Here is a 15,429-nt window from a genome sequence, read left to right as displayed (position 1 = left end):
GTTCCCCCCTATTCTGCGTATACGTGCTTCAATGCATCTTCAGGTGCTGCATACGGAGCATTTTCTGCATATTCTGTTGCTTCATTTACGATATGCATAATTTCGTCTAACATTTGTTTTTCCGATTCCTCAGTTAACACACCAGCTTCTTTTAAATAAGCCGCGAATGTTATAATTGAATCTTTTTTCTTTGCTTCTTCTACTTCTTCTTTATCACGATAAACACGATCATCATCGTCACTAGAATGTGCTGTTAAACGATATGATACTGTTTCAATTAAAGTTGGGCCTTCACCACGACGACCGCGATCTGCTGCTTCTTTTACAGCTTTATATACTGCAAGCGGATCGTTTCCGTCTATTGTATATCCAGGCATACCGTAACCAATCGCACGATCTGATACGTTTTTACATGCTAATTGTTTTTCAACTGGAATAGAGATTGCATATTTGTTATTTTCACACATAAAAATAACAGGTAGTTTGTGTACACCAGCAAAGTTTGCCCCTTCATGGAAGTCACCTTGGTTTGAAGAACCTTCTCCAAATGTAACGAACGTTACTAAATCTTTCTTCTCCATTTTTCCAGCTAGTGCAATACCAACTGCATGTGGTACTTGCGTTGTTACTGGAGATGAACCTGTAACAATACGATTTTTCTTTTGACCGAAGTGACCAGGCATTTGACGACCACCAGAGTTTGGATCTCCAGCTTTCGCGAAAGCAGACAACATAAGCTCTTTAGCTGTCATACCAAATGCTAGTACAACACCCATATCACGGTAGTATGGTAATGCATAATCTTTCTCTCTATCAAGAGCGAACGCCGCTCCAACTTGTGCAGCCTCTTGTCCTTGACAAGAAATTACGAATGGAATTTTACCAGCGCGGTTTAATAACCACATACGTTCGTCAATTTTACGTGCAAGTAACATCGTACGGAACATTTCTAATACTTGCTCATCACTTAAGCCAAGCTCTTCATGGCGCTTTTCTTTTACTTCTGCCATTTTTCATAACCTCCTAAATCCACATTTTTATGCGTGTAACGCTCTTCCATCTACAGCAAGTGCTGCTTCACCAATCGCCTCAGATAATGATGGATGCGGATGAATTGTATGTGCTACTTCCCAAGGTGTTGCATCAAGTACTCTTGCAAGACCCGCTTCAGAAATCATATCTGTTACATGCGGTCCAATCATATGAACACCAAGAATGTCATTTGTCTCTTCATCAACTACAAGTTTTACGAAACCATCTGATTCTCCGTATACAAGTGCTTTTCCGATTGCGCGGAATGAGAACTTACCTACTTTTAACTTATAGCCTTTTTCTTTCGCTTCTTGTTCTGTTAAACCGACAGAAGCAACTTCTGGACTGCTATATACGCATTTTGATACCATAGAGTAATCAATTGGTGTAACTTCTTTCCCTGCAATATGTTCTACTGCAGCAATTCCTTCATGAGAAGCAACGTGAGCAAGTTGCAGGCCACCGATTACATCTCCAATTGCGTAAATATGCGATTCTTTCGTTTGATAAAACTCATTTGTTTGAATGTATCCTTTTTCCACAACGATATCTGTGTTCTCTAAGCCAATATTTTGCGTATTCGCTTGTCTTCCTACAGATACAAGCATTTTTTCTGCTTTAAATTCTTTATTTTCACCGTTGTGTTCAGCTTGGATTGTTACTCCATTATCTTTTACCAATGTTTCTGGTAATACTTTTGCACCAGTTACCACTTTAATACCTTTTTTCTTGAATAGACGTTGCATTTCTTTTGAAACATCTTGATCTTCTAGTGGTAATATCGTTTTTGCATACTCTAATACTGTAACTTCTACACCGAAGTCAGCAAGCATAGATGCCCACTCAATCCCGATTACACCGCCACCAACGATAATAATTGAACTAGGAAGCGTTTCCATTTTTAGGGCATGATCTGAAGACATTACGTACTCTCCGTCTAATTCTAAACCTGGTAATGAATTTGGACGAGAACCTGTTGCAATAAGTACATTTTTTGGAATTAACATTTCATTCTCTTCTCCACTTGCAAGTTCAACTGAAATTGTCCCTGGCATCGGAGAGAAAATAGATGGGCCAAGAATACGGCCAATACCTTCAAACACATCAATTTTACCTTGTTTCATTAAATGTTGAACGCCTTTATGAAGCTGCGTTACAATCTTCTCTTTACGCTCTTGTACTTTCGCAAAGTTTAGTTCTACATTGCTTGCAATAACTCCGAACTCTTCGCTTTTTTTAGCAGTTGCATATACTTCCGCACTACGTAAAAGAGCTTTACTAGGAATACATCCTTTGTGTAAACAAGTACCACCAAGATTTTCTTTTTCGACTAGTGCAGTTTTTAACCCTAGTTGTGATGCACGAATTGCAGCAACATATCCACCAGTACCGCCGCCAACGATGACTAAATCATATTCTTTTGCCATTATCTCAACCCCTAGCTACCGTTTCTTTTTCACGTACAACGTATTCTTTTGGAGCTTCTTCTTCACGTAATACACGAAGTGCTCCTTCTGCTAACGCTTCTAACTCATCTTCGCCTGGATGTACGATAACATCTGCAATCCAGTCCACTCGCTCTTTTATTTCATCGACAAGAATTTTACTGTATGCCAGTCCACCAGTTAATACGATTGCATCGATTTTCCCGTGAAGTACAGCGCTAGCTCCACCAATCTCTTTTGCAACTTGATATGCCATTGCTTTATAAATAAGAGTTGCTTCAGGATCACCTTTTTCAACCATTTTCTCTACTTTAATCGCATCATTTGTACCGATTAAACTTACAAGTCCACCTTGTCCGACAAGCTTTTTAATCATTTCATCTCGGTAATACTCACCAGAGAAACACATTTCTACTAGTTGCCCTACTGGTACTGTACCAGCACGCTCTGGACTAAATGGTCCTTCTCCGTTTAAACCGTTATTCACATCGATTACTCTTCCTTTTTTATGAGCACCAACTGTAATACCACCGCCCATATGCGTAACTAATAAATTTAAATCCTCATATTTGTGGTTTAACTGTTCAGCTACTTTACGAGCAACTGCTTTTTGATTTAATGCATGGAAGATACTTTTACGTTCCATACCAGCAATACCACTTATACGAGCAACTGGCTCCATCTCATCTACAACGACAGGATCCACAATAAATGCAGGAATGTTTAATCCAGAAGCAATTTCATATGCTAAAATGCCTCCAAGGTTTGAAGCGTGATGACCGCTAAACCCATTTTTTAAATCTTCTAACATCGCATCGTTTACTGTATACGTACCGCCTTCGATTGGACGAAGTAATCCACCACGTCCACAAACAGCGTTTAACTTTGAAATGTTAATACCATGAGAATGTAGAACTTCTAAAATCGTTTCTTTTCGAAACTCATATTGGTCGATAATTCGCTTGTATTTCCCAATCTGTTCTACGTCATGACGAATCGTTTCTTCTAAAACGGGTCTTTCATTATCAAAAACACCAATTTTTGTGGATGTACTACCTGGGTTAATAACAAGAATTCGATTTACAGACAATGTTGCTACCTCCACTAATAAATTCAAAAGGAAGTGGAAACCTCATACGAGATAACCACGCCTTTTGTAAAAGTTATATATGAATGATTAGCGACGGCTAATAATATCGTGACCGTTGCGTAAGTAAGTGCTACGAGAATTTTTCAAGCTTGCAATGCGCTCTTCAGCTAGACGATCTGCCGCTACATAAGTTGCTATGCCATCGCGTTTTGAAATTTCGATTACTTTTGCAATTGTGTCATAAATAGACTCAACACGTTTTAGTGCACGTTCTCTATTGTATCCATATAATTCGTCTGCTACGTTAATTACGCCACCTGCATTAATTACATAATCTGGTGCGTATACAATACCCATTTCATGAATGATGTCACCGTGACGATTTTCTTTTAATTGGTTATTTGCAGAACCTGCGATTACTTTTGCTTTAAGTTGTGGAATAGTTTCATCATTAACTGTTGCGCCTAATGCACATGGTGCGTAAATATCGCATTCAACACCATAAATTTCATTTGGTTCAACTGCTGATGCACCGAATTCTTCTACAGCACGTTGTACAGCTTCTTTATTAATATCTGTAACGATTAATTTTGCTCCTTCAGCGTGTAAATGTTTGCATAGGTGATATGCTACGTTACCAACGCCTTGAACAGCAATTACTTTTCCTTCTAAATTGTCAGTACCGAAAGCTTCTTTTGCAGCTGCTTTCATACCACGGTAAACACCGTATGCAGTTACTGGAGATGGGTTACCAGAAGAACCGAATGATGGTGAGATACCTGTTACAAAGTCAGTTTCTTCATGGATAATATCCATATCATCTACTGTTGTACCAACATCTTCAGCTGTAATGTAACGTCCGTTTAGTCCTTGGATATAACGTCCTAGTGCACGGAACATTGCTTCGCTCTTATCTTTACGAGGATCACCGATAATTACTGTTTTCGCACCACCTAAGTTTAAACCAGCTGCTGCGTTTTTATATGTCATCCCTTTTGCAAGACGCAATGCATCTTCAATCGCCGCTTCTTCAGAATCATATGTCCACATTCTTGTTCCACCAAGAGCCGGTCCAAGTGTTGTATCATGAATTGCAATAATTGCTTTTAAACCAGATTCTTTATCTTGACAAAATACTACTTGCTCATAATCATATTTTTCTAAGTATTCGAAGATTTCTAATGTCATTGTCGTTTCCCCCTAATGTTTTACCCTTTTTGGTTTATTTTGAAGCAGTCGCAACTGCCAATGCTAATGAATATACTTTTGTTTCTGCTGAATCAGCACGAGATGTTAAAACAATTGGTGCTTTTGCGCCAGCAATCATTGCTCCTACTTTTGCATCCGCAAAGTATACGAGTGATTTATATAGCACATTTCCAGCTTCAATCGTTGGGACGAGTAAAATATCTGCCTTACCTGCTACATCACTTACTATGCCTTTATGTTCTGCTGCAATTTGTGATACTGCATTATCTAAAGCAAGTGGTCCATCAACGATACAATCTTTAATTTGTCCGCGGCGATTCATTTGTGTTAACATCGCTGCATCAATTGTCGCCTGCATCGCTGGATTCACAACTTCTACTGCTGCGATTGGTGCCACTTTTGGCAAGTCGATTCCTATTGCCCGGGCAACTTCTACAGTATTTTGTATAATAGCAGCTTTTTGTGTTACGTCAGGTGCGATGTTCATCGCTGCATCTGTAACGAAAATAAGACGATCGTAATTTTGAACTTCAAATGCTGCTACATGTGAAAGTACGCTACCTTTACGTAGGCCCCACTCTTTGTTTAACACAGCCTTCAAAATATTCGCTGTTGGGATGTTCCCCTTCATAAGCACATCTGCTTCACCATTTCTCACAGCTTTAACAGAAAGTTCTGCAGCTTCAGCACTAGACATTGCTGCAATCACTTCAACATGTTCTGAAGTTTGTAAACCATGTTCTTGTAGCATCCCCATTATTTTTTCTTGATTTCCATATAGACGAAATTGAGCTAGCTGTAATTTAATTGCTTTCGCTACAGCTTCAATTACTTCATGATCTTCAGCTACTGCTACAGCCACAGTTTTTTTAGGCTTTCCTGCTGCTTGATCAATTAAGTATTCTAACTTCATATTTTGTAATCAACCCTTTCCGTCGTCCCTCGTCTATTTATAAAGCAAATACCGTGCCAACTTTTAAAAGTGGTCTTACCAATAATGAAAACGCATTCAAAATGCAGTAAAATCAATACTTTAGAAAATAACGAAAGATTCTGTCTTATTTTGTCGCTTTTTGTATACCATGCAATAAATTGCATGGTACGCAATTTATTGCATGCTATTTTTTGCATGGTCATACTTTTCTAGCTTGTAATATAAATTTCGAACGGAAATTCCTAACGCTTTTGCAGTTTGTGTTTTATTCCCATCAAATCTCTCCAAATATTCATAAATAATATTCCCTTCAAACTCTGTCACTAAATGTTCAAGTGGCTTTTCTTCTAATTCAGGTAATAAATGAGATTGCTTTGACTCCACCTGCTCTTCGTTATGTAATGGCGGTAAATGGTGTACATCAATATAGGTCTCGTTATAATTCATAAAGATAATAGCTCTCCCCAAAATATTTTCAAGTTCCCTCACATTTCCTGGCCATTCGTATGATTGTAAATATAAAACGGCTGAATCAGTGAGCCCTTCTACATTACGACCGTAATCTTGATTAATTTTTTGAATCAATCTGTCCGCAATTGTCGGTATATCTCCTTTACGTTGACGAAGAGATGGAATTTGAATTGGAATTTTATTTAATCGATAATATAAATCCTCCCTAAACTTCCCTTCTAGAATAGCCTTTTCTAAATTCACATGTGTCGCTGCAATTACTCGAACATTAATAGGTATCGCTTTCGTTCCACCAACTTTTACAATTTCTTTTTCCTGCAATACACGAAGGAGTTTCGCTTGTGTATTTGCAGACAACTCCCCTATTTCATCTAAAAAAATACTACCGTTATTCGCTTCCTCAAAGAACCCACGTTTCCCGCCTCTTTTCGCTCCAGAAAACGCCCCTTCCTCATAACCAAATAATTCACTTTCTAACAACGTCTCCGAAATGGCCGCACAGTTTACACGGACGAACTTATTGTATTTTCGATTACTTCCATTATGGATTGCATGTGCAAACAATTCTTTACCAGTCCCAGATTCCCCGCGTAACAGTACTGTTGCTGGTGTATTCGCTCCTAGCTTCGCCTGTTCGATAGCTGCCGTTGTTTCATCTGAATTTCCGACAATATCATCAAATGAATATTTTGCTTCTAATGTACGAATAATTTGCCTTGCTCTATTCAATTCATTTGTTAATTTTTGAATTTCCGACACGTCACGGATAACACCGACGCTTCCTTTCAATATTCCATCCACAATAACTGGTGCTACGTTTACAATTACATCTCGCTTTTTTTGCCCAATCTTCATATGTATTCCGCGCACCGCACGACGCGTTCGAAGTACTTTCATATGCATACTTTCGCCTTCTACAATATCAGTTGTAGCAGGCTTCCCAATAATATCTTCTTCTGTTAAACCCGTTAATTTCGTATATGCTGGGTTAATGACTAAACCTCTTCCTTTTTCATCCACAACCGAAATCGCTTCTTCAGATGAGTTAATAATTGCCTCTAATAGTGTTTGAATTTCTTTTAAGTCTGTAACTTCTTCCGCAAGATCTACAACTTCTGTTATATCTTTAAAAATTGCAAATGCCCCTTGTACCTCTCCTCCTTCTTTTAATATTGGAATACGCGTTGTAATAATTTTCTTTCCATTCTCTAATGTCAGTTCATAATTTACTTCTATTTGTTTCGTACGTATAATGCGAAGTAATTTACTAGTTGGAATGACTTCTAAAATATACTTTCCTATCGCCTCTTCTTTTTTATATCCGATAATACGCTCTGCACTTTTATTAAAAAGACGAACTTGTCCCTCTCGATCAATTACAATCATGCCGTCATGTGTAGAATTTAAAATTAATTCTCCTTGTTGCGTCTGTTCCTCTAACCGCCCAATTAGCCCTTCCTTCTCATGCGCTAATCCTGTAACAATTTTTGCGATATCACCTGGTATAAGAAGAGTGTCTTTTTTCTTTTTTTCTAATAAAACTTTATGTACATCATCTTCACCTGTCATATCAAATATTACATCGATATGCATAGAAAGAAATGGAGTTACACTTTCTCCAATTGCAATCCCGTATTCCTTAGCAATTTGTAGTCCTTTTGCCAACGGATTTATATCAATAATCCCTATAATTTGAAATATATTCGAACTTTGTAACAGATTCAGCAGCGCGCTCCCGCCTTCACCTGCACCAACAATTAATACTTTTTGTTTCATATATTACACTTCCTCTCGAAGTAACTCTGCAAATTTTTTCACACCCTTATCTTACTCGTTCAGCACCCTCTTGACAAACCCCCTTTCCGTATAACATCATTAAAATATACGAAATAATCTGAAAAGGAGCGTTATGTATGCAGCGTTACGTTGCTCTACTATTAGCACTTATCCCTATTTCATTAGCTGTGTTTGGTATAAAGTTAATGAGAGATACTGTATTCGGGATTCTATTTCCACCAATTTCCATACTGTGGTTACAATTTTTAATCGGCGCTCTCTGCTTCGCGCTCGGGTTTTATATCTTTGGTGGCTTCGTCTTGCACCGAGATCGCAAACGAAATAAAGTACAAGCTCGCTTTAGAAGATAGGAATGCCCCACTATTTATAAATAAAAAAATGAGACCGTTACACGCGGTCTCATTTTTTTATTGGCAATAACGTTCTTGCCGTTTCAGGGTAATCAGTAATAATCGCCGATATATTCATATCAAAATATTTACGCATAAGCGTTTCTTCATTAATTGTATAAGGGCGAACTTCTACACCACTTTCCATCGTTAGTTCGGCAATAGCATCTTGAAGATAACGATAATTCGGATGTACTGCTGTAGCCCCCATTTTTTTCGCGTATGCCCACGGACTATGCAAACCTTCGCGATATAAAATTGCTGTTTGAATATCAGGAGCCATCATATGGCACCGTTTCATACTGTAGTGATTAAACGAAGAAAATATAACACGATCCTCTAGACTAAATTTCCGTACAAGCGTTATAACTTCTTCCTCTAAACCTCTGTATGGAATTTTATTATTTTTAAGTTCAATATTAAGTAGCAAACTCGTTTGTTCAAGCCATTCTAATACCTCTTCTAAAAGTGGTATTTTACAAAAACCTACTTTATCACCAAATTTATAACTTGCATCTAACTTGCATAAGTCCTCATATACATAATTGCGAACCGCACCTTTTCCATTTGTTGTCCGGTCCACCGTTTCATCGTGAATGACGACAACTTTTCCATCTTTCGTTAATTGAACATCAAGTTCAATTCCATCCGCTCTAAAAGACTCAGCTGCTTCAAATGAAATCATTGTATTTTCTGGGTACGTTCCAGCCGCACCACGATGTGCAAATATAAGAGTCATCCTCACTCCCCCAATCTTATGCTATACTATACGAAAAAGGAGGTACTTCTATGAGACCATTACAAATCTCTCCAGATACTGCAGTCCGCTTATCAAAAGCACTAGGTGTTCCACTTGAACAACTCATGCATATGCCGCAGCACATTTTAATTCAAAAACTAGTTGAATTAGAAAAACAAAATAAAGACGAAGAATAATACAGTCCTGTTTTGCAGGACTTTTTATTATTTTCTATTATATCACGGATGCCTTTCCTACTAAAATCCTTTAACAGATGTACTACGATGTGATTTAGCCGTTCCTTCATCATTTAATAATGAATCACATCTTTTCTTTTTTGTTACACGTCATAAAGAAAGCAGACCATTTATTTATAAGTCCCCATTGCGTCCTAAAAACACGATCATAAAAAAACTAGAAGCCCTTTATATTGTTTTTTATTGAACGTGCGGAGCATCCCCTGATTCGTATAGTTCTTTCGCTTTTTCCTCCCCGAATGTAGTTAAAATATAATGTTGCTCTTCTAACGCATCCATTGCTCTAGTTGCTTTACAAACGCTATCTTCTTGAGCATCCGAGAAATAATTGTGATCTTCTACAATTTTACTAAAATCTTTTTTCGCCCATCTATCAGCAATTGCTAAAAGTTCATTTTTCTTCGCAAAGCTACTCTTATTTATAATTTCTTTTAATTTTTTAGCATTACTTTGAATCATTGGGATAGAGCCCGATTTTCGTTCTGCCACCACTTTTTGATGAGTCATGCGATGCATCGCTGTAATGACTTCGCTTTCAGTAGAATTTTCAGTAACATACACATCAACAAAGACCCCATCTACCTCTCTACCTACTATTGTTTGGTCTTCTTTTTTATCTATTTGAGCGCTCACTTCTTTATCTACGGGATTATCTGCAAGTTCTAACATTCCAAATGTAACTGCAATAGCAAGAACTCCCATAGCTGCTACTATTCCTAGCCAAGTTGAAATTTTATTTTCCATTCCCCTTCTCCCTATCTATATCTATTTTATTGCCTTATAAAAAACTCACTTACATGTAATATTACTAAAAATAGGTTTTATTTTCCATACTATCAAATAATCTCTTTTTCTCAACAAAATAAAAAGACCAACGAATTATAACATTCATTGGTCTTTAAATAAAAAGTTCATTGGTTTTAAATTTGATATCGAGTATCAATTTCAAGAATTATTAAGCTTTACTAAAACTTAAATCCCTTACTACTTTTACTCTCAACTAGCTTTATGTTCAAGTCTCAGCTTATCCGCAACCATTGCGATAAACTCAGAATTCGTAGGTTTTGCTTTTGACATGGATACTGTATAACCGAATAAGGACGAAATAGAATCAATATTCCCACGGCTCCAAGCTACTTCAATTGCGTGACGAATTGCGCGCTCCACACGGCTTGCTGTTGTATTATATTTCTTTGCGATATCTGGATACAATACTTTCGTAATCGATCCTAATAATTCGATATCATTGTATACCATGGAGATTGCTTCTCGTAAATACATATATCCTTTAATATGAGCGGGTACACCAATTTCATGAATGATACTCGTAATACTCGCATCTAAGTTTTTCGGTTTTCCATCTACTGTTGTGGCTGATCGGAATGATGGTAGTGGACGCTTAATCATAGTGTTTGCTTTACCACTCACTTGACGAATATGACTCGTTAAATTCTCCATATCAAATGGTTTTAATATGAAATATGAGGCACCTAAGTCAACTGCTTTTTTCGTCACATCTTCTTGGCCAAATGCTGTCAACATAATTACGCTAGGCTGTTTTAACCTTTCAATATGTCGCATTTTCTCCAATACAGCTAAACCATCTAAGTGTGGCATAATAATGTCTAAAACGAGTACATCAGGTTGCTTATCTGTTAATAAGTTTAAACACTCTTGACCATTATAAGCAGTACCGATTACTTCCATATCATCTTGAGCGGCTACATAGCTCTCTAACATTGATACTAGTTCTTTATTATCATCCACAAGACATACTTTAATTTTCTCCACAGCTTTTCCTCCCTTACCGAATCGATTCTCCGACATGTGTATCCTTCTAGGCTACATGAATTGTTCGACAATTGTGTGAAAATTCCCTTTTAAAGTTTCTTACTTTCCGATAAAATCACAAAAAAATATGTTTATCGCTCATTTATTCCCTTTCGCAACACATTCCATCATAGAAATACAACGAAACGTTCAACCCTTTCCTTTTATTTTACAACAAAAAACACCTCTTGCGGAGCTTTTACAAAATTTCAACGAATTTTTCAACAGAAAAAGCGAGCTAATAATATATATTAGCTCGCTTTTTTCTCTTGATCATAAATATTAATTCCAGCTTGATGTAACATCCATTCAATATGAACACCATATCCTGATGTTGGATCATTTACAAATACATGTGTAACAGCACCAATTACTTTTTCATTTTGTACAATTGGACTTCCGCTCATTCCTTGTACGATACCGCCCGTTTTCGCTAATAGACGTTTATCTGTTACTTTTATTACCATACCCTTTGTGGCTGGGAATTTTTGCTGCACTGTACTAACAACTTCAATATCAAACGCTTCTACTTTATCTTGATCAATAACTGTTAATATTTTTGCCGGTCCTTCTTTTACTTGATGAGATAATGCGATAGGCATTGCTTTATCCATTATACCGTTTTTCATATTCGTATTTAATTTTCCAAAAATACCATATGGACTATTAATTGTAATATTGCCAATCACTTCACGGTCTGGTGAGAATCTTGCTAATTTCTCCCCTGGATTCCCATGACTACCTCTTTCAATTGATGTAACTGTCGAGCGCATAATTTGTCCATCTTCGACTTGAATCGGCTTTTTCGTATCATTATCAGAAATAACATGACCAAGTGCCCCATATTTCATAGAATCTGGATGAACAAATGTCATCGTTCCAATTCCAGCTGCCGAATCACGGATATACAAGCCAATTCGATAAGACGATTCACCGTTGTCTTTTTGTGGAGTTAGCTTCGTACGAATATATTTTCCATCTCTTAACAATACAAGAGTAAGCGGTTCACCTGTTTCTCCACTATTATGAATAAACGGTGCTACATCACTCATTCTTTCAATTGTTTTACCATTAATTTCAGTAATCATATCTCCAATTTGTACACCTGCTGTTTCACCAGGAGATATTTTACCTTTTTCAGTTTGAATTAAATGATGGCCTACAACAAGTACACCTTTTGTATTTAATTTCACACCAATTGATTGTCCACCTGGAATCACTTTAAAATCTTTTAACACTTTCACATTTACTTTTTTCACTGGAAAACCAGCAAGCTGAAATACCATATCAGCTTCACCATTTTGATGAGAATTTACCATAAGTCCTTGTTTTTGTTCATTCGAACTCACTGTAAATACATGACGATTTGTGGATGAAGCTTTGAAAACTGGTAATGATGATATTTCTGATTGTTGCCCTTCAAAAACAACAAGTTGTTTCGGTGATGAAATAAACGTTCGAAGCGGTTTAAAACATCCAATAAAAACTAAAGAAACAAGGAGACAAAGACCTATTATTTTTCGAAATTTTTCTAATTTCAACTTGTTCACTCTCCTCGCTCCTACCCCACATTCAGCCTCTTGGCTTCACTTTTTAATCTCTCCTTGCAGTGCTTTATTTATAACCGGAAGAATTAAGAAATCGTCATTTGAGAAAAAAAGCTATCCATTACTGGATAGCCTCTGCTGTCTGTTTAAAATGATGCGCTTGCGTAAGTAATTCTTTCGCATGCTCTGTCGTTAAATCTGTGATTTCCACACCAGAAATCATTCGAGCTATTTCTGTTACTTTATCCTCCATAGTTAAAACAGTAACTGATGTAATTGTCCGATCATTCGCTACTTGTTTTCGAATAAATAAATGTGAATCCGCCATTGAAGCTACTTGAGGTAAGTGCGTAATACAAAGTACTTGCGAGTTTACTGATACTCGATAAATTTTTTCCGCAATAGCCTGTGCGACCCGGCCACTTACACCCGTATCCACTTCATCAAAAATAACAGATGCAACCCCTTGATGCTTAGAAAAAATGCTTTTTAAAGCTAAAATGATACGAGATAACTCTCCGCCAGAAGCAACCTTTGAAAGTGGTTTTAGCGGCTCTCCTGGGTTCGTTGAAATATAAAATTCCACATGATCGTAACCATCCGCCGTAAGTCTTACCGGCGCACCTTCCACAAGGGGCTCTTCTGCATTTCCTTCTCTCTTCATAATTCTCACTTCAAATTTCGTTTTTTCCATATATAATTCTTTTAATTCCTGATGAATTGCATTTGTAAGGTGTTCTGCAAGCTCATGACGCATATCACTTAACAACGTTGCTTCTTTCATAATAACACTTTCTAATTCCTTCAACTGTTTCTTCGTCGTTTCAATATGAACGTCTTTATTTTCAATCGTAAAAATTTCCTGTTCAATTTTATCAGCATACGCTAAAATCTCTTCTACATTATTTCCATATTTTCTCTTTAGCATACGAATTTCATTCAAACGTGTTTCAATTTCATCTAAACGATTTGGATCATATTCCATCATATCGAGCTTTTCCCTCAGTTGATAGGCAACCTCTTCTAATAAGTAATAGCTATTTGCAATTGAATCATGATTCTCTTGATACACTTCATCTAAATGTGTAATACTTTCCATTTGCCCCATTGCACTTCTTACATTATCTAATCCTTGTCCGTCGGCACTTAAAGAACGATATGCATCACCTAACGCTTTATAAATCTTTTCAAAATTAGAAATTTGCAATCGTTCCTCAGTTAATTCATTTTCTTCATCCATCTTTAAATCCGCCTTGCGAATTTCCTCGTGCTGAAATTGAATTAAATCTAAGCGATGTGCCATTTGTTGCTCATTTTCACTTAACGATTTCAATTGTTTTTTTAATTTTTCATAGTCAGCGTATACGTTTTGATATATGTCTAATTGTTTAACGATTCGATCCCCATCAAAGTGATCAAGCATAAACAGATGTCGTTCTTCATTCATTAAATCTTGCGTTTCGTGCTGTCCATGAATATCAACAAGTGTTTTCCCAATTTCTTTTAATATGCTAAGTGTAACAAGCTTCCCATTTACACGACATACACTCTTCCCGTTCGCAGCAATATCACGCTTTAAAATAATCATACCATCTTCTATTTCTATATCTAACTCTTCTGCCTTTTCAATACATGGATGCTTCTCATCTTCAACATAAAATAGCCCTTCAATCTCAGCCTTTTCTGTTCCATATCGAACAAATTCTGCTGACCCACGGCCACCTACAAGTAAACTAATTGCATCAATAATAATCGATTTTCCGGCCCCTGTTTCACCGCTTAAAACCGTTAAACCTTTTTGAAAAGAAATATTTAATGCTTCAATAATAGCAAAGTTTCTAATCGATAATTCCGATAACAATGCCCCATTCACCTCGTTATAAAATAATCCCTTACTAAAGGATTTTCTCAGTTCTTCATTCAAATAATCATGCTATATATTTGTATGTATATACTCTTCTAACCCGCTTCATTGTACCAAACATTTGTTTTACGGGTCAATCCATCTATTTTTTAACTTTATGCAAACAAAATATTATATTACAATTGAAAATTCATATTTTTAACCAATAAAAATATCTTGTTCACTTTCCACTTTACGATGGAAAGCAAACAAGATTTTTTGTTACAACATATTTAAGAAACGATCAGAGACAACACCTGTATCGTCAGGTGTACGGCAAATAATTAAGCAAGTATCATCACCACAGATGGTTCCGATGATCTCATCCCACTCTAAATGATCAATAAGTGCTCCAAGTGAATGAGCGTTACCAGGCAATGTTTTTAGCACAAGCATATGTCCTGCCGTGTCTAATTTTACAAATGAATCCACTAGATTTCGTTTTAATTTTTGTAACGGGTTAAATCGTTGATCTGCTGGCAAGCTATATTTATAGCGCCCATCATGTAATGGCACCTTCACTAAGTGCAGTTCTTTAATATCGCGCGATACTGTTGCTTGCGTTACATTAAATCCCTCATTACGTAAAATATCAACTAATTCATCTTGTGTTTCAATTTCTTTGTTTGCAATAATTTCCCTGATTTTAATATGGCGCTGACCTTTATTCATACATTTGCACCTCACACTATCTCTTACCATAGTTTAAACATTGGTATACTTCACTTATTTATGTTAACTTATAATTCGTTTCTTGTACACAATTGTTTTTACAATCATTATACA

Annotated in this window: 14 protein-coding genes; 2 read left to right on the top strand and 12 right to left on the bottom strand. The window is 36.7% G+C overall.

Annotated features, from left to right (window positions below):
- Positions 1–8 precede the first annotated feature (8 nt).
- The 6 genes from bfmBAA to QCI79_RS30235 form a co-directional block, all read right to left on the bottom strand.
- A complete protein-coding gene (bfmBAA, locus tag QCI79_RS30260) occupies positions 9–1,010 on the bottom strand; it encodes a 3-methyl-2-oxobutanoate dehydrogenase subunit alpha (RefSeq protein WP_000852551.1) in 1,002 nt (333 codons plus the stop codon).
- 27 nt (positions 1,011–1,037) lie between these two features.
- Positions 1,038–2,459, bottom strand: coding sequence for a dihydrolipoyl dehydrogenase (gene lpdA / locus QCI79_RS30255; protein ID WP_001051289.1), 1,422 nt, complete (start codon positions 2,457–2,459; stop codon positions 1,038–1,040).
- 4 nt (positions 2,460–2,463) lie between these two features.
- Positions 2,464–3,567: a butyrate kinase gene (buk, locus tag QCI79_RS30250; protein WP_000115780.1), complete on the bottom strand. Its 1,104-nt coding sequence runs from the start codon at positions 3,565–3,567 to the stop codon at positions 2,464–2,466.
- Positions 3,568–3,654: 87 nt separating this feature from the next.
- The gene (locus QCI79_RS30245; protein WP_000171357.1) at positions 3,655–4,755 is read right to left on the bottom strand and encodes a leucine dehydrogenase; all 1,101 of its coding nucleotides are present in this window, start codon (positions 4,753–4,755) and stop codon (positions 3,655–3,657) included.
- A gap of 34 nt (positions 4,756–4,789) precedes the next feature.
- Complete coding sequence (gene yqiS / locus QCI79_RS30240; RefSeq protein ID WP_000764671.1) at positions 4,790–5,689, bottom strand: phosphate butyryltransferase; 900 nt, start codon at positions 5,687–5,689, stop codon at positions 4,790–4,792.
- A 195-nt stretch (positions 5,690–5,884) separates the two neighbouring features.
- Positions 5,885–7,957, bottom strand: coding sequence for a sigma-54 interaction domain-containing protein (locus tag QCI79_RS30235; RefSeq protein WP_000810974.1), 2,073 nt, complete (start codon positions 7,955–7,957; stop codon positions 5,885–5,887).
- 137 nt (positions 7,958–8,094) lie between these two features.
- Here QCI79_RS30235 and QCI79_RS30230 point away from each other — a divergent pair, with 137 nt between their 5' ends.
- Positions 8,095–8,328 (top strand): DUF2627 domain-containing protein, encoded by a 234-nt coding sequence (locus QCI79_RS30230; RefSeq protein WP_001190210.1) that lies wholly within the window; start codon positions 8,095–8,097, stop codon positions 8,326–8,328.
- A gap of 49 nt (positions 8,329–8,377) precedes the next feature.
- Here the strand turns inward: QCI79_RS30230 and QCI79_RS30225 are convergent, their stop codons facing one another.
- A complete protein-coding gene (locus tag QCI79_RS30225; RefSeq protein ID WP_000172580.1) occupies positions 8,378–9,106 on the bottom strand; it encodes a glycerophosphodiester phosphodiesterase in 729 nt (242 codons plus the stop codon).
- A gap of 50 nt (positions 9,107–9,156) precedes the next feature.
- On the opposite strand from QCI79_RS30225, the gene QCI79_RS30220 reads away from it, so the two are divergent.
- Positions 9,157–9,303: a YycC family protein gene (locus QCI79_RS30220; protein ID WP_001247671.1), complete on the top strand. Its 147-nt coding sequence runs from the start codon at positions 9,157–9,159 to the stop codon at positions 9,301–9,303.
- Between the two features lie 240 nt (positions 9,304–9,543).
- Here QCI79_RS30220 and QCI79_RS30215 read toward each other — a convergent pair whose 3' ends face one another.
- The 5 genes from QCI79_RS30215 to argR form a co-directional block, all read right to left on the bottom strand.
- Entirely contained in the window at positions 9,544–10,107 is a 564-nt protein-coding gene (locus tag QCI79_RS30215) for a PRK06770 family protein (protein WP_000428227.1), read from the bottom strand.
- Positions 10,108–10,359: 252 nt separating this feature from the next.
- A complete protein-coding gene (spo0A, locus tag QCI79_RS30210; RefSeq protein WP_021727703.1) occupies positions 10,360–11,154 on the bottom strand; it encodes a sporulation transcription factor Spo0A in 795 nt (264 codons plus the stop codon).
- Positions 11,155–11,444: 290 nt separating this feature from the next.
- Positions 11,445–12,743, bottom strand: a complete 1,299-nt coding sequence (gene spoIVB, locus QCI79_RS30205) for a SpoIVB peptidase (protein ID WP_021727702.1) — start codon at positions 12,741–12,743, stop codon at positions 11,445–11,447.
- A gap of 118 nt (positions 12,744–12,861) precedes the next feature.
- Complete coding sequence (gene recN / locus QCI79_RS30200) at positions 12,862–14,601, bottom strand: DNA repair protein RecN (RefSeq protein WP_000947764.1); 1,740 nt, start codon at positions 14,599–14,601, stop codon at positions 12,862–12,864.
- A 264-nt stretch (positions 14,602–14,865) separates the two neighbouring features.
- A complete protein-coding gene (argR, locus tag QCI79_RS30195; protein WP_001032580.1) occupies positions 14,866–15,315 on the bottom strand; it encodes an arginine repressor ArgR in 450 nt (149 codons plus the stop codon).
- Positions 15,316–15,429 lie beyond the last annotated feature (114 nt).

Source organism: Bacillus cereus group sp. MG1, assembly GCF_040460035.1.
GTDB classification, from domain to species: Bacteria; Bacillota; Bacilli; order Bacillales; family Bacillaceae_G; genus Bacillus_A; species Bacillus_A cereus.
The sequence above is the reverse complement of the archived record's forward strand: the minus strand, read 5'-3'. Positions and strand labels throughout refer to the sequence as shown.

What these genes read in the sequence shown, in the direction of transcription:
- QCI79_RS30225 (WP_000172580.1), bottom strand. Translation starts at nt 9,106, where the DNA reads ATGACTCTTATATTTGCACATCGTGGTGCGGCTGGAACGTACCCAGAA.
- QCI79_RS30220 (WP_001247671.1), top strand. Translation starts at nt 9,157, where the DNA reads ATGAGACCATTACAAATCTCTCCAGATACTGCAGTCCGCTTATCAAAA.
- argR (WP_001032580.1), bottom strand. Translation starts at nt 15,315, where the DNA reads ATGAATAAAGGTCAGCGCCATATTAAAATCAGGGAAATTATTGCAAAC.
- yqiS (WP_000764671.1), bottom strand. Translation starts at nt 5,689, where the DNA reads ATGAAGTTAGAATACTTAATTGATCAAGCAGCAGGAAAGCCTAAAAAA.
- QCI79_RS30245 (WP_000171357.1), bottom strand. Translation starts at nt 4,755, where the DNA reads ATGACATTAGAAATCTTCGAATACTTAGAAAAATATGATTATGAGCAA.
- QCI79_RS30215 (WP_000428227.1), bottom strand. Translation starts at nt 10,107, where the DNA reads ATGGAAAATAAAATTTCAACTTGGCTAGGAATAGTAGCAGCTATGGGA.
- lpdA (WP_001051289.1), bottom strand. Translation starts at nt 2,459, where the DNA reads ATGGCAAAAGAATATGATTTAGTCATCGTTGGCGGCGGTACTGGTGGA.
- QCI79_RS30235 (WP_000810974.1), bottom strand. Translation starts at nt 7,957, where the DNA reads ATGAAACAAAAAGTATTAATTGTTGGTGCAGGTGAAGGCGGGAGCGCG.
- QCI79_RS30230 (WP_001190210.1), top strand. Translation starts at nt 8,095, where the DNA reads ATGCAGCGTTACGTTGCTCTACTATTAGCACTTATCCCTATTTCATTA.
- bfmBAA (WP_000852551.1), bottom strand. Translation starts at nt 1,010, where the DNA reads ATGGCAGAAGTAAAAGAAAAGCGCCATGAAGAGCTTGGCTTAAGTGAT.